Source organism: Flavobacterium sp. (assembly GCF_043722275.1).
GTDB lineage: Bacteria > Bacteroidota > Bacteroidia > Flavobacteriales > Flavobacteriaceae > Flavobacterium.
This window is the reverse complement of sequence record NZ_JAYSPC010000042.1, coordinates 13,938-29,724: the sequence shown is the minus strand read 5'-3', so window position 1 is coordinate 29,724 and position 15,787 is coordinate 13,938. Positions and strand designations below refer to the sequence as shown.

11 protein-coding genes and 1 pseudogene are annotated in these 15,787 nt (G+C 30.6%); all 12 read right to left on the bottom strand.

From position 1 onward, the window contains the following. Window positions 1-64: 64 nt before the first annotated feature. Window positions 65-394 (bottom strand): hypothetical protein, encoded by a 330-nt coding sequence (locus ACHZDT_RS05355; RefSeq protein WP_394773609.1) that lies wholly within the window; start codon window positions 392-394, stop codon window positions 65-67. Window positions 395-624: 230 nt separating this feature from the next. After that, a complete protein-coding gene (locus ACHZDT_RS05350; RefSeq protein ID WP_394773608.1) occupies window positions 625-3,336 on the bottom strand; it encodes a DNA gyrase/topoisomerase IV subunit A in 2,712 nt (903 codons plus the stop codon). A gap of 18 nt (window positions 3,337-3,354) precedes the next feature. Continuing rightward, window positions 3,355-4,977 (bottom strand): DUF262 domain-containing protein, encoded by a 1,623-nt coding sequence (locus ACHZDT_RS05345; protein ID WP_394773607.1) that lies wholly within the window; start codon window positions 4,975-4,977, stop codon window positions 3,355-3,357. After that, window positions 4,974-6,080, bottom strand: coding sequence for a hypothetical protein (locus tag ACHZDT_RS05340; RefSeq protein ID WP_394773606.1), 1,107 nt, complete (start codon window positions 6,078-6,080; stop codon window positions 4,974-4,976). The genes ACHZDT_RS05345 and ACHZDT_RS05340 overlap by 4 nt, the downstream gene beginning before the upstream one ends. Then, a complete protein-coding gene (locus ACHZDT_RS05335) occupies window positions 6,070-7,290 on the bottom strand; it encodes a DUF3696 domain-containing protein (protein ID WP_394773605.1) in 1,221 nt (406 codons plus the stop codon). Before ACHZDT_RS05335 ends, ACHZDT_RS05340 begins: the two co-directional genes overlap by 11 nt. A gap of 157 nt (window positions 7,291-7,447) precedes the next feature. After that, window positions 7,448-9,319, bottom strand: coding sequence for a DNA topoisomerase IV subunit B (locus ACHZDT_RS05330; protein ID WP_394773604.1), 1,872 nt, complete (start codon window positions 9,317-9,319; stop codon window positions 7,448-7,450). 162 nt (window positions 9,320-9,481) lie between these two features. Continuing rightward, on the bottom strand, window positions 9,482-10,657 hold the full coding sequence (gene pncB, locus ACHZDT_RS05325; protein WP_394773603.1) for a nicotinate phosphoribosyltransferase: 1,176 nt from the start codon (window positions 10,655-10,657) through the stop codon (window positions 9,482-9,484). Between the two features lie 103 nt (window positions 10,658-10,760). Then, a complete protein-coding gene (locus ACHZDT_RS05320) occupies window positions 10,761-11,741 on the bottom strand; it encodes a transglutaminase domain-containing protein (RefSeq protein ID WP_394773602.1) in 981 nt (326 codons plus the stop codon). 3 nt (window positions 11,742-11,744) lie between these two features. Then, a pseudogene (locus ACHZDT_RS05315) lies at window positions 11,745-12,268 on the bottom strand (NADPH-dependent FMN reductase). A 148-nt stretch (window positions 12,269-12,416) separates the two neighbouring features. Further along, on the bottom strand, window positions 12,417-13,334 hold the full coding sequence (locus ACHZDT_RS05310) for a YihY/virulence factor BrkB family protein (RefSeq protein WP_394773601.1): 918 nt from the start codon (window positions 13,332-13,334) through the stop codon (window positions 12,417-12,419). 556 nt (window positions 13,335-13,890) lie between these two features. Next, window positions 13,891-14,565 (bottom strand): hypothetical protein, encoded by a 675-nt coding sequence (locus ACHZDT_RS05305; protein ID WP_394773600.1) that lies wholly within the window; start codon window positions 14,563-14,565, stop codon window positions 13,891-13,893. Between the two features lie 6 nt (window positions 14,566-14,571). Beyond that, window positions 14,572-15,249 carry a TIGR02117 family protein gene (locus tag ACHZDT_RS05300; RefSeq protein ID WP_394773599.1) on the bottom strand — a complete coding sequence of 226 codons (678 nt, stop codon included), beginning with the start codon at window positions 15,247-15,249 and terminating at the stop codon, window positions 14,572-14,574. Window positions 15,250-15,787: the final 538 nt, after the last annotated feature.

Below are 15,787 nucleotides of genomic sequence, written 5' to 3'. Positions count from 1 at the left end.
GTTTTTTTTATTCTATTCACCAAATCTATTGCCAATCCTAACTTAAATTTTGTTTCAAATTGAATTATTTTTTAGAAAAGTCACTTTCCTTATTAAATAAATAAATTTTATTGTTGCTTAAATTTCTTTTAGAAAACTCGCCTTGAGAATCTGGCGTTCGATAAAGCTTTTTAGTTGAATATCCGTTCTTCTTTAAAGTCACTTTAAGTCTGGAATTTGATCTTACTTTTAAATAAAAATATCCTGAACTATCTGTTTGCAATTTAATACCATTGATATCGATATGAACATTTTCGATAGGTCTATTAGTGTCATAATCATAAACATGTCCATAAAATTTATTATTTGTACAACTACAAAATAATAGCACTATAAAAATGAGTTTACTCTTCATTTCTGCCTTTTAATTCAAAAATAGAATTCCATTTTCAATACTATATCCCTTATAAATTATAATAAATAATTATAGGGTTAACTATTAAAAATGTCAAATTAAAAATACAATCCTTTCAAAAATAATGCTGCTTTTATAGCCGAGAATAATAAATTAAAGAAAAATAATCTGAAAAATTAAAAATCAAATTATAAAAAAACGCTAAGATAACTTAGCGTTTTCGTTTTATATTAATCTAAAACTAAACCTATCTGACCGTCGTCATCAAGTTCTGTTTCTACAGTTTCATCTATTTCTGGTTTTTCAGGAACTTCTTCAATTGGTTCTTCATAAGGCAATGGATCGAGTAAATTAACTTGTTTTAATTTATCTGTTGTCAGTTGATTTCCTAATGCTTTGAAACCTTTTACAGCTATAAAATCTTCAACATCTATGTGCAAATCTTCTTTTTGAACTCCTTTTACTTTTGCAAAAATTAATTGCGCTACCGGACGATAATCTGTAGATACAATTTCTAATTGCGAGTTTGGATGTTCCGTAATAAAGCTTTCCTCTTTATCCGTTTCAACGAGAAAACGTTTTAAATAATAACGTTCTTTTTCTCCGTCAAAATAAATAGCAGAGATTGGTTTTTTAGGATTAAATTTCTCCAAAACAATCATGTCTTCATCAAAATGAGTAGATAATTCAGGAATAATAACCTTTAATTTACCACTTTGATTAATGATTAGTATTTTATCACTAGGTTTAAATTCACCCAATAATTCACCTCGCGCATCAACATTTAAACGTTTTACAGTATCGTCAAACCAAACTTTTCTTGGTAATAAAGTCGAAATTCCTTTCTCTTTTAATTCAATTTTTTTGATTGGATATTTAGTTACCAGGTTTCCTTTTGAAGCTCGGCCTTTAATTGCTAATTTGGCAAAATCAATATCAAATTTCAATTTTTTAATCGTTCCTACCTGACGCAATAAAATAGTAATTACCTCAGCTTCTCCGTTAGGATTGTGTGAAAAATAAACGACTTGAGAACCAGCTGTTTCATTTGTTAAATCATAAGGTTTATCACGTGTCACGCCGGACACATTGAAACGCTTAATATAAGACGGACCTGATTTTCCGTCACGATACATCATATTGTAAATCGTACGTTTATCACTCTTATCAAAAATCGCAATATGAATAATATCTTTACCAACAAATGTTTTGGCATCGACTTTTGTTACCAGCATTTTTCCGTCACGCAAAAACACAATTACATCATCAATATCAGAACAATCTGTAAGATATTCGTCTTTTTTCAAACTGGTTCCTACGAAACCCTCTTCGCGGTTTACATACAATTTTGTGTTACGTAAAACTACTTTTGTAGCCTCAACATTATCAAAAACACGAAGCTCAGTCTGGCGTTCACGGCCTTTTCCATATTTTTCTTTTAACTTCGCGAAATAAGCAATTGCAAAATCTATCAAATTAGCTAAATGATGTTGTACTTCTTTCATTTCATCTTCTAACTTAGAGATGAAATCATCGGCTTTATCAGAGTCAAAACGAGTAATACGAATCATTGGAATTTGAGTCAGTTTTTGCAAATCATCATCAGTGATTTCTCTAACAAATGATTTTTTGAAAGGCTCAAATCTATCATATAAATATTTATACAGCGATTCCCTATCAGAATATAATTTGAATTCAATGTACATTTCTTCACGAATGAAGATTTTTTCTAAAGTAGAAAAATGCCATTTATTTTTTAATTCTTCTAATTGAATTTCTAATTCCTGCTTAAGTAAATCAACCGTTCTGTGTGTTGAAATTTTCAACATTTCAGAAACTCCAATAAACAACGGTTTGTTATCTTCAATAACGCAACCTAAAGGCGCTACAGAAGTTTCGCAAGCTGTAAAAGCAAACAAAGCATCGATCGTTTTATCCGGAGAAACTCCAGGGAAAAGATGAATTAAAATCTCAACATCTGCCGCCGTATTGTCTTCGATTTTCTTGATTTTGATTTTACCTTTATCATTGGCTTTCAAAATACTATCAATCAAAGTTGTGGTATTGGTCGAAAACGGGATTTGCGTAATCACCAATGTATTTTTGTCTAACTGAGCAATTTTAGCACGAACACGAACACGTCCACCACGAAGTCCATCATGATAATTTGACACATCGGCAATACCTTGTGTCATGAAATCCGGATATAATGTAAACGGCTTTCCTTTTAAAATCTTGATTGAAGCATCAATCAATTCATTAAAATTGTGGGGTAAAACTTTAGTCGAAAGTCCAACCGCAATTCCCTCTGCTCCTTGCGCCAAAAGTAACGGAAACTTTACCGGAAGATTGTTTGGTTCTGCACGACGGCCATCGTATGAAACACCCCAATCCGTAATTTTTGGGCTGTAAATAACTTCTAAGGCAAATTTAGATAAACGTGCTTCAATATAACGAGAAGCCGCTGCACCATCGCCCGTTAAGATATTTCCCCAGTTTCCCTGACAGTCAATTAATAATTCTTTCTGACCTATTTGCACCATTGCATCACCAATACTTGCATCTCCGTGTGGGTGATACTGCATGGTGTGACCAACAACATTGGCAACTTTATTATAACGACCATCATCCAACTCTTTCAACGAGTGCATAATACGACGCTGAACAGGTTTAAAACCATCTTCAATTGCCGGAACTGCACGCTCCAGAATTACATATGAAGCATAATCCAGAAACCAGTCTTTGTACATTCCCGTTACTTTTGTAATAATGTCGTCTCCTTCTTCTTCCTGATTTTCGTAAAAATGCTGTCCTTCAAAATTTTTAGCATCTACGTTGATAATTTCATCGTTATCTCCTTCCTGATTTTCATCAATCTGGTTCTCTTCAGAATTATTTTCGTCGTCGTTTGGAATTATGTTATCGTCTTCTTCGTCTTTCATGTATGTGAAATCTATTTTTTATTTAAGATAATCAATTTTCAAATCTTCCCTTACAAATTCCTCTTCCTTTTCCATAATTAATTTAAGTCTTAATTTTAGAACTTCATTATCATCCAAATCAGCGTAAGCATCCCGAATATCATCAGTAATAAATAATTCTGAGAATTTACCTTTATATTCCTGACTTAAAAGAAAAGATAAATCTTTATGTTTTTTATTATTTAAAATAGAAATCGTGTCTTTAATTAATATTGGTAAATAAACTAAATTTTCTAAAGACTCCGATTCTTTATTAATTAATTTAATTGTTTCAAAACCTAAACAATTTTCACTCGAAATTTCATAATCTTTTAATTGAAACAATACATTTGCACAAAATCGAACAGAACCAAAAGTAGAAAATTTATATTTTGGAGAGGAAATTGGTTCATTTGGCTCATCATTAAAAATTAATTCGGTTTCTTCTATACCTTTAAAATAATTTTTAAATTGTAAAAACGCTCTACCTCTTTTACTTGGATTTGATGCAATTAATGTAAAATAATTAGAATACACGGTTACCCAAAACCACTTTTTTAATTCATTTAACTGTGTTATTGTAGGCTCCTCTACTATATTAAAAAACTCTACAATAAAAATTAATTGCCAATTTGATGGTAATAATTTATGAGATAATACATTAATATTTTCAAATAAAAACTGTACTGCCTTTTCTATAGAAATAATAGTTTTCTGCGTAGTAGTAATAAATGCACTTCTATCTTTTTTTATTAAACTTACTACATCTACATCAAATGAAAGTTTACCAAATGAGCTTTGAATACAATTAAATAAAATATCTCTTTTTATTCCATTAAAATTATAAATTTTAAGTCTCTCAATCAATAAATCCATTTCATCTTTTAATTTAAAAGTAGAATCATTGGTTAAAGCATTTACAATCCAATCTTTAGAAATCTCTAAACCTTCTTTGTTAACTCTCCAAAATATCTCAACAGCTTCTTCTACCGATGCATTAAGTATGTCAACAGAAGCTATTTCATAGTCATTTAAAATATTTCCCAAAACATCTGCCCTACTTAGATATAAATCAATCTTAGACTCATCCTCAATTTTTTCTATTGTTTGTCTAGAATATTTTCTAAAATCAGTAGTGTTTATTAAAGCATAAAGCGGAACTTGAAATTGTTTTGGCTTTACATTCCTTCTCAAATAACAAAAATTTTGATCTTCCAAATCATAATAAATTCTAAACTTTTCATCATATACTTCTTGATTTAAGTCTAATCTATCCTTATTGTATTTTTCGGGATTAATTAAACAACCAAAAAGAGAAGATAATCTTTGTAATCCGTCTAATATAAATATTGGTTTCGGTTCTGTTGAATTTTTCGTTACTCGATACGGACCTATTTTAACATCTTTATCCAACCAGACTTCACCTTCTTCTGCTGGTTGCCAAAATTGAATAGATCCAATAGGATATTTATTTTTAATTGAATCAAATAGCTGTAAAATAGCAGGTATTTCCCATAAAAAATCTCTTTGAAATGATGGAATCTGAAATGCACCTTTTTCGAATTCTCCAAGAAAATATTTTAAAGATCTAACTCTAGTATCAATTTTTAATGATGACTTCATAATAAATTTGAAATTTTATTAGCAATATTTTGTAGTTCGCCTATTCCATCTCGTACTTGTAAATTTTGTCGATTTACAGTCGATTTTTTGAAAAGATTTGGAAATTCTTCCTTAAAACTACCACTTGATTTTAAGTTTCCAACCTTATCAAAACCTTGAAATTTAAACCCTTTATCTAACTTTTGAAAATTTACATCAGTAATTGATAATGAAAAAAAGTTTAATATTTCTTGTTTAACATTCCTCCTTGCTCCTACAATATCAAATTTATCTTTTTTAGGAGGAAATCCATCAGATATATTTAGATAGTCCATTTGTCCTTTATTGGTTAAATTCAAATATACATCTAACCAATCTTTTAGATCTCCATTTTTAATAATCGAACTTTGACCTTTTAATTCTTCAAAGATATCTTTTGGGAGATAATTCTCCATCATTCTTTTTTCTAAAATATGTACATTGCTCTCTACCCCTAATATTGTAAGTTTTTTAATTAACTCTAAATGCTTACAATCCTGTATCTCAAACTCTTTATCACTATCAATAATGATAATTCCCCTAAAATAATCCGAAACACTCTTATTATTTTTATCTGCAATTACTTTAAATTTTTTTAAAAATCCTTCTATAAAATTAGAAATATTTGAACATCCACCTGCATTTTCGAATTGTATCCATCCATTATCCAAATGTTCTTCAGCTTTATTTATCCCTTCTATATCCCCAAAATGTTTTATAATAGCTATAATAAATTGGCTGTCATTTTTATTGTTTTCTAGAACAATGGAAACAGGTTGATTAAAAAATAAAATTGATTCCTCAATATTAAAATTCCCGCTTTTTACTTTATAAGATATTCTATAAGAGATGGTTGAATGAGAATTAGCAAAATCAGAAAATTCTATATCTAAAAATTCTTTTAGATTTTTTTCGATAGATGAAAGTTTAATAAAATTCGTAGTATGTTTTACAGCTTCTGTATCAACAATAATATTATATCTTGGATTACTATTAGATGGATACCAAGAAAGAATCTGATATAAGAAATTTAAACTCTTAAATTCAGCCTTCTCGAAAATTTCCTTGGTTAAATTAATCCACATTTCTTAAATCATTAATATTTGCATTCATTATAGCTCTTGCTTCTAATACTGTTTCACCAAATACGCCAACTGGCCATCTTTCAACCCCGCCACCATTATCTACTTTTATTTCTGTCAATTCACTTTCATTTTTCATTGTATTAAAATCTACATAATAAATAGCTAAATCCTCTGATTTTAATTTCCCTTCTGCCACTAATCTTCTCATTCGTAAAACAAAATTTTGTGAATGAGTTTCAATTAGATACTTTTTATTTTGATCAATTGCTAAAGATTCAAAAAATAACTGTGCTACTTGCGCATGTGCGTAAGGATGTAAATGACTCTCAGGTTCTTCAACAATTATCAAAGTTTCTTCTTTACAAGGTTTAAACGCTCTAATGATTAGAGGTAAAACTTGGCAAATACCCATTCCTGTTTGCGAAATATTTATTTTTAAACCTTTATTCTCTAATTCTATTATTGCTGGTATTTCTTTTTTATAACCATCAACGTCTATTTTTAGTTCCCATCCTTCAAATTTTTCACTTAGCCAATTAGATACTTGAGTAAAATATTTCTTATCAGTTGATAAATAATCTTCTATCAAAAATTGATACAAATTACTCCCATCACTTGCTGATTTTTCAGGAATGATTGCTGAATATGGGTAATTTAACTTGGATTCTTGTCTAATAGCGCCAATAAAATCTGTAATAATTTTAAAACTTGGTAAATCTGAAGATGACGGTTGGGGCAAATCGTCAACAACTTCAATTGAATTTAAATTAATTCCCTGAAAATGTGTTTCATGAATTTTATTTGTAATCTCATTTTGATAATTATCTTCATCTTGCTTAAAAAGATTAAAAAGATTATTACAATTCCAACTTTCAATTATTGGCTCATTATCATTAATATAAATTTTAGTCTTCAAAAAATCTATTTCATCAGATAAATGTTTTTTTTGAAAAAGTTCTAACTCTAACTCTTTAAAAGTTCTTCCATACACAATATCTCTATATTCATTGGCAATCTTAACCCCTTCATTTTCTAATTCAAATGGTTGAGAAAACTTACCACTTAAACTTCCAGAAATTAATGTTGGTAATTTTAAAACAGCGCTTTTTCCACTGTTATTTTTACCTATCAATATTGTAATTGGCTTTAAATCGAGTGTTTGCTTTTCCTTAAACACTTTATAATTTTTAAACGATATTTTATTTATCATTTTATTTTATTTTTATAGTAATCTATAATAACTACATTTTGAATTACGAAATCAGTGATTTCGTAATTCAAATTATTAATTCCGCAACACTGTCGCGGATTTTTATATCTCAAAAACCGCAGTCAGTGGCTGCGGTTTTCATATTTTCATTTTCCTTTTAAACATCAGCTTCAACAGCATCCAACTCAACCTTCAAATTCTTGATGATAAACTCTTGTCTGTCCGGAGTATTTTTTCCCATATAAAATGACAATAATTGCTCTATCGAGGTGTTTTTATCCATCATAATTGGGTCAAGGCGAATCGTTTCTCCAATGAAATTTTTAAACTCATCAGGTGAAATTTCTCCCAAACCTTTAAATCGAGTGATTTCCGGTTTTGGTTTTAGTTTTTCAATCGCATCTCTTCTTTCTTCATCTGAATAACAATATATCGTTTCCTTTTTATTTCGAACCCTGAAAAGCGGTGTTTGTAAAATATACAAATGTCCTTCTTTGATCAATTCGGGGAAAAATTGAAGAAAGAAAGTAATCAATAACAAACGAATGTGCATTCCATCGACATCGGCATCGGTTGCGATTACGATATTGTTGTAACGCAATTTTTCCAGTCCGTCTTCGATATCCAGCGCCGCTTGAAGTAAATTAAATTCTTCATTTTCATACACAATTTTCTTCGTCATTCCGTAGGAGTTCAAAGGCTTACCACGCAAACTAAATACGGCTTGAGTATTTACGTCACGCGACTTTGTAATCGATCCGGAAGCCGAATCTCCCTCGGTAATAAAAAGTGTACTTTCTAAGTTTCTTGGGTTTTTTGTGTCTGGAAGATGCGCTCGGCAATCCCTTAATTTTTTATTATGCAGATTCGCTTTTTTAGCACGATCTGTTGCCAGTTTTCTAATTCCGGATAACTCTTTACGTTCGCGTTCTGCCTGTAGAATTTTACGTAATAAAGCTTCTGCCGTTGGTGGATTTTTATGTAAATAATTATCTAGTTTATTCTTTACAAAATCATTTACAAAAGTACGGACAGAAACAGCAGGCGTTCCATCATCAGAACCCATATCTGTAGAACCTAATTTGGTTTTGGTCTGAGACTCAAAAACCGGTTCCATAACTTTAATACTAATCGCACTCACGATCGATTTACGAACATCCGAAGCTTCGAAATTTTTGTTGTAAAACTCACGAATGGTTTTTACAAGTGCTTCTCGGTAAGCTACTAAATGCGTTCCTCCCTGCGTGGTATTCTGACCGTTTACAAAAGAGTGATATTCCTCGCTGTATTGCGTTTTGCTGTGCGTTAATGCAATCTCAATATCATGATCTTTTAAGTGAATGATTGGATATTCAAGATCTTCGGCACTAATTGTTTCTTCTAATAAATCTCTAAGACCATTTTCAGAAATGTATTTTTCGCCATTAAAAATAATTGTCAAACCATTGTTTAAGTAACAATAGTTCTTCACCATTTTAATGACATATTCCATACGGAATTTGTAATTTTTAAAGATCGATTCATCTGGCGTAAAGGTTACTTTTGTTCCTTTTCGCTTTGTTGTTTCAATTATATCTTCTTCTAAAACTAAATTTCCCGCAGAAAATTCAGCTCCTTTTTGTTTGTCATCACGAACTGATTCTACACGAAAATAATTCGATAAAGCATTTACGGCTTTTGTTCCAACGCCATTTAAACCTACTGATTTCTGGAATGCTTTAGAATCGTACTTTCCTCCGGTGTTCATTTTTGAAACTACATCGACTACTTTTCCTAACGGAATTCCACGTCCGTAATCACGAACCGAAACCGTTTTATCCTTGATAGTCACCTCGATAGTTTTTCCTGAGCCCATTACGAACTCATCGATACAGTTGTCTAAAACCTCTTTTAAAAGAATATAAATACCATCATCCGGCGAAGATCCGTCTCCCAATTTCCCGATATACATTCCGGGACGCATACGGATATGTTCCTTCCAATCGAGTGATCGAATATTATCTTCGGTATATTGATTTTGCTCTAGCATAAAGTAAATTGGATTTTTGGCTAATGTACCATTTCTATGTAAAAAATAAAAGCGTATTTTTTTTTTGTTATGATTAATAACAGCTTTGAATTCTATTTAAATTGATTTTAAAATAATACTCACTTTAAAAGTAGAAAAAATCAGTTCTGAGACAAAAATTTATTATTTGATTCCCAGTACTTCTTTTGCCAAATCAATCATTTCAGGTGTTCCTGTATTTTTATTTTTTTCGTCAGAAAGTTTAACAACGCCTTGCCAATGTGTGTTATCAAGTTTAACTTCGGTTAATTTTATAACCATATTCATTGGCGGCAAACCTACATCATTTGTAAAATTTGTTCCAATACCAAATGACATTTTGATTTTATCTTTACAGAAATCGGTTATGAGTTTTACTTTATCATAGTTTAATGAATCCGAAAAAACAATCACTTTCGATTTTGGATCAATTCCCATTTTTTCATAATGCGAAATCACTTTTTGCGCAAACTCAATTGGATCTCCGCTATCATGTCGAACTCCATCAAAAAGTTTAGAATATTTTTTATCAAATTGTTCAAAGAAAACATCGGTTGTATAAGTATCTGTTAAGGCAATTCCGAGATCACCGCCGTAAACCTGAGTCCAATGTTCCAAACTAATTGAATTGGCCATTTTAAAACCATATTGAGCCGCATGAAACATAAACCATTCGTGCGCATGTGTTCCTAAAGGACGAATATTATTGACCATTGCAAAATGTACATTACTTGTCCCAATGAAACTTTGTGAGCCAAAACTTTGTAAAGTTTCATTAATCAAAACATGAACATCATAGGAATGACGGCGCCTTGTACCAAATTCTAAAATTGAAAATCCTAATGTATTATAATTATCAATTTTGTCTTTGGTTACACTTTTTATTGCTTCATCGTTTAACCGAATTAAAAGATTTGCTTTATAAAAAAGTTCCGAGATTAACGCCATTAAAGGAACTTCCCATAAAATAGTACGATACCAGAAACCTTCAATCGTAACTTTTATTTCTGAACCTTCCTGAGTTATCTGAACTTCGGAAGGATCAAAATTATATCCTTGCAAAAAATCTAAGTAAGTAGGATCGAGATAAGGGCAAAATTTAGCTAAATAGCGCTTTTCATTTTTTGTGAGTTTCAAATCTGCCATTGCATCAACAGATCGTCGAAGTAAGTCAGCAAAACCGGGAGGAAAAATATGTTTTCCTCTATTTATAAAACCGTAACGCACTTTTGCTTTTGGAAAAAGTTTTATTACAGCATGTTGCATTGTAAATTTATAGAAATCATTATCTAAAATTGATTTCAGAAAAGTTGTTTCCATAATTCTGCTTTTATATTATTTTTTAAAAAATCCTTAATTGATAAAGATACGGCAATTCAATAAAAGAAGAAAATGATATAAATCAACTTGTGCTACTAAATAATTATTTTGAGATTATTTTAAAAGAAACAATACTATAAGAATCTACAAAAATGGTGAGATATTCTCCAATAGTTTTATCATAAGTGATTTGGAATTCTAAACCACCTCGTTTTTCTTTGGCGTTTTGAATTTTGACCGCCTGATTTTTTTTATTCAAATAGAAAACAAGATCTGATTTTGAAATGTTTTTGATTTCGACAGTTATTTTATCGCCGGATTTTGCTTCGATTATCCCATAATCTGGCGATTTAATTTTATAGTCGTTCTGAATTGTCTTATTATAAATTAAAGGTCCGTTAAGAAAGTCATCTTTGCTTAATTTATTTCCTAAATAAGAACCGGAATCGGGAAAATGTTTAGCGAAAAAATAATCAGGATCTGTATCAAAATAAACCGCATCAAAATCATTTACCATTTTTCCTTTACTGCCGTCATAATATCCCTGACCCCAGGTAACATCAATTAATCGCCACTTTTTATCAATCAAAACAATATTCCATGCGTGATTTGAAGAGGTATTTTTTCGACCAATATCGGCTAATCTTGTTTTAGAATCTCCTCTGATTATCTCGGATTTTAATCCTGTTAATTCGGCTAAATTTTGATATAAAGCCGTAAATCCTTCGCAAACTGCTTTTTGGGAATTAAATGTTTTCTGAATCAGTTTATCATTGATTTGCTGAATTTTTCTTTGTTTTTCAGCCTCGGTAGAATAACTAAAACCCTGCGTTCGCTGTGGATTTAAAAACGAAGCATAATCGTATTTTACATTAAAGGCAATCCAGCTGTAAATTGCTCTCGCCCTATCATGTTCTGAAGTGAAATCCTTCTGAATTCTTTCTGCCAAATCTTCTGTTGAATCAAATTGTTTTGGATATTTTAAAACTATTTTATCAACTTCACTATACTTTTGAGAGTATGATGAATGCAGAAAAATTAAATTCAGAAATAGAAATATAACGGTAATCTTTTTTATTGTCATCGATTAAAAACAAGCTTTAATAATATCTTTTAATTCTTTATCTAACTCTTTATTCGAAATTTTATTTTCTTCCAAATTAAAATTAGCGCTAAAGGTTGGTATGAAAAAGTAGCCTTGATTTGTGCGCCATATCTTGGTAATGCATTATTTGAAATTTCTAAAACTGATGCTCCACCTCGGGCTCCCGGTGAAGTCGCCAATAATAACATTGGTTTAAGCTGAAAAACATCTTTCATTATTCGTGAACTCCAGTCAAAAAGGTTTTTGAAAGCAGCGGAATAGTTACCGTTGTTTTCTGCCAAAGAAACTACTAAAACATCAGCACTTTCAATTTTAGCAAGAAATGCTTTTGCGAGTTCGTGCTGACCAATTTCTTTTTCGAGATCTACACTAAATAAAGGCATCGCATAATTGTTTAAATCTAAAACTTCAACATCTGCATTTTCAAATAAACTTGCTGCATAAGTTGCAAAATGTTTGTTGATAGAATGCTGACTGTTACTTCCTCCAAAGGCGATAATTTTCATATTTAATTTTTAATATTTAAACCATTTAAGTCAAATAAGTTCATTTAATAACAGTACTTAAATTTGCTTAGTTAATAACAAAGAACATTTATGTAAATTCATTATGGTAAAACTTTCATTACCTTAAATTACTTATATGGTCCAAAATTTATTTGGGTTCGATTTCTAAAATCTCTTTTTTTATTTCTACTGAGTATTCATTTGGTGAAATTTGACCTCCGTAAGATTTTGCATATACTTTAGTAAATTCGGCTCCAAAATACAGAATAATTGCCGAATAATAGACCCAAACCAAAATAATAATTACAGATCCTGCTGCTCCGTAAACTGAGGCAACTGTAGAACTTCCTAAATAAAAACCAATTGCAAATTTACCTATCATAAAAAGTACAGCGGTAACTCCTGATCCTATAAAAGCATCTTTCCATCTGATTTTTCCGTCCGGTAAAGTTCTAAAAATAATTGTAAAAAGTAGCGTTATACTCGCCAGCACAATTAAGGTATTGACTACATAAAACAAGTAAACGGTACTTTCCGGAAAATACATTTTTAAACGAGTACTCATCACATCTAATGTCGTATTTACAAAAAGACTGACTAACATTAAAAAACCAACAGAAGCAATCATAGAAAATGACATTAACCGATTTTGTATGAATTTTTTAACTCCTTTATCCGGCTTTGCACGCAATCCCCATATAAAATTTATTGAACTCTGAATTTCAGCAAAAACTCCTGAAGCACCAATGAGCAACATCACAACTCCGAAAACAGTTGCAAAAACATTACTTCCTGAAAGCTGAACATTTTTTATTGCTTCCTGAATTTGAATTGCTGCGCCATTACCCACCAAACCATTGATCTGACCGTAAAGCTGTCCTGTAACGGCGTCTTCCCCAAAGAAAAATCCGCAAATGGTGATTATAATAATTAATAAAGGTGGCAATGCAAATATGGTATAATAGGATAATGCAGCACTAAGTTTAATGGCATTATCATCATTAAATTCTAAAAAGGCGTTCTTGAGCAGAAACCAAGACTTTGAGAATATATTTTTGATTTTCACGATATGTGTTTTTTTGGATATTCTCTCAAATTTAGTCAATAATTTGAAAAAATGAATTCTTGGTTTTTGGAGAAATTTTACATTTTTTCCATGTTGTTTATTATTTTCGATGATTGGATGATTGGATAGTCCCTACGCGCAATGTCATTTAAGTTAAGCTTTTAAAAAATAAAATTATTGCAAATCAAATCCGTTTTTATCCGCGTTTTTACGAAGTAAATCTGTTTATCCGCTTCAAAATTAGACGCTGATTTTACTGATTCGCTAAAGCGAAAACGCTGATAAAAACGGATTTTTCTAATTACTTTTCTTAATTAAACTGTTAAGTAATTTTATAGATTTCCCCTTAACTTAATGACATTGCCCTACGGGACAATTGGATGGGGTAAATTATTTCTATCGCGACATTTTCTGTAATATTTTCCTATCAACATTTAACTCCTAAAGGAGTATTTTGTATATAATTATTTAAAAATATCTCGTAGAGATTAAATATTGCATAGAAAAAACATTATTTATTTTGTCCCGAGGGACTACACAAATCAAATTATAGATCCTATTTTGAAACTTTTTTATATTTTTTATCCGTTCCAAAATTTTTGATTTTTAAAATATTTTTAAATTCACGACGTGTTGGCTTAATTAAATACGAAAGTGAATCTAACATTTTGCCTTTTATCAACGTGACCGAATCAAATTTCCTTAAATCTTCTGGTAAATTAATTTCTTTTATTTTAAGAATATTATTTTCTAATGATATTGTTTTCATTTTCCAAAGAACAGAATCTTTAGTATTTAAAATCAATTGTCCGTTAATACGTTTTGCTTTTTGATTATATGAAAGCCTGAATAATGTATCTATGAATTTTTGTGCCAACTCAATTGAATCTCCTTTTCGATATATCTTATATTTTTCTTTTGTATCCTTAGTAATCAATTTTGCATCAACAAGATTATATTCAGATTTTAGGGAATCCATTTTTTGCTTATGAACTTTAAATTTTATAAAATATTCCTGCAAAATCCTGTCTTCTTCAATTCTTAGATAAATTGAATCCTTATCCATGTACAAACCCTTAAACTTTGAAGGAAATCCATTTAACTCGGAATCATTTTCAGGTTGCGGACTTTCAAAATAAAAATCTAAACAATTTTCACATTCCGGACGATCTGCCTTTTTACAAGAAGCAAAAACTGTAATTAAAATGAATACTATAATTATCTTTTTCATACACTTCTATTGATAATGACAAAAAATCCCTTTATCATAAACCGTCCATAAACTTGCTTTTTGGTTGGCGGCTTTTAGAGCGCAATTTGCCCAGGTATTACACGTAAAAAATAAACTATAACTTCCTTTTGCTTCATAAAATGCATCTTTCTTTCCGTAGCTATAACCTTGAATCCATTGTGGATGATTGGGATCAAGAAAACTTTCTGAAATATAAGTCACTAACTTTTGATAGTTTTCTTTTGAAACTAAAATGCGTTTGCAATCTTCGCCTTCTTTTAATTGTTTGAAAAATGTTGTGTGCATTGCCGATGAACTTACTCCAAATGCAGCTTTTAAAGCCGTACTTGCTTTTAGATCTGACCATTCTGGCGTATGCAAATAAAATCCTTTATCGCCCCAGCCAAAACCTATATATTGCATTGTACTATCTTTTGATTGTGTCTGACTGAATTGAATTTCATTACGCCAGTCTTTAATGTCATTTACAACTGGAACTACAATATCTGTATGAACTCCGTTTGAAAGGATGTAAATAGGAATTGCGTCTTTTTCTTCGATTTTAGCAATATCTGAATTAACGGTTATTTTAGAAATCAGATAAACGGAGATCAGATATAAAACAAGAAAAGTAATGATTCCGAGGATGGTCCAGCCAAGAAATCTGAAGGTTTTTTTTAGCATTTTGATTGTTTGTTTTTGGTTTGTTAAATGTACATTTTCAACTAACCAATTTTTGAGCCAAAAAATTTAAAACTTCAATTTTACTTTTCTAAATTTCTTTTAAAATACTAAACATCTTAATTCCGTTTCTACCCCAGATTGAAACGGAAAGCATTTTTTATGAATTTATATTTTTTGTGGCGATAAAAAAGCGACTGGAAGAAGCTCTTTTTATGCCGAACAAAAAAATAAATTTGTGAAAAATCTTGAAGTGTAAAGCTGGAAATAGGTACTTAAAAATGGCACACGGATTATACAGATTCGCTAACGCGAAAGCGCGGATTAAAACGGATTTTTTTCTATGCTTTGTGTTTTTTATTTCTCACAGATTTTGCAGATTGAACAGATTTTTCTTTTGAAAAAACTGTCGTCCTGAGCGAAGTCGAAGGATCACGTTAATCTTTGCGGAGTTTCTTGTGTGATTTCTCTCTTTGATCAAAAATTGACAAAACTGTGCGGGGACTTCGACTTCGCTCAGCCTGGCAATTGTGATTGATAA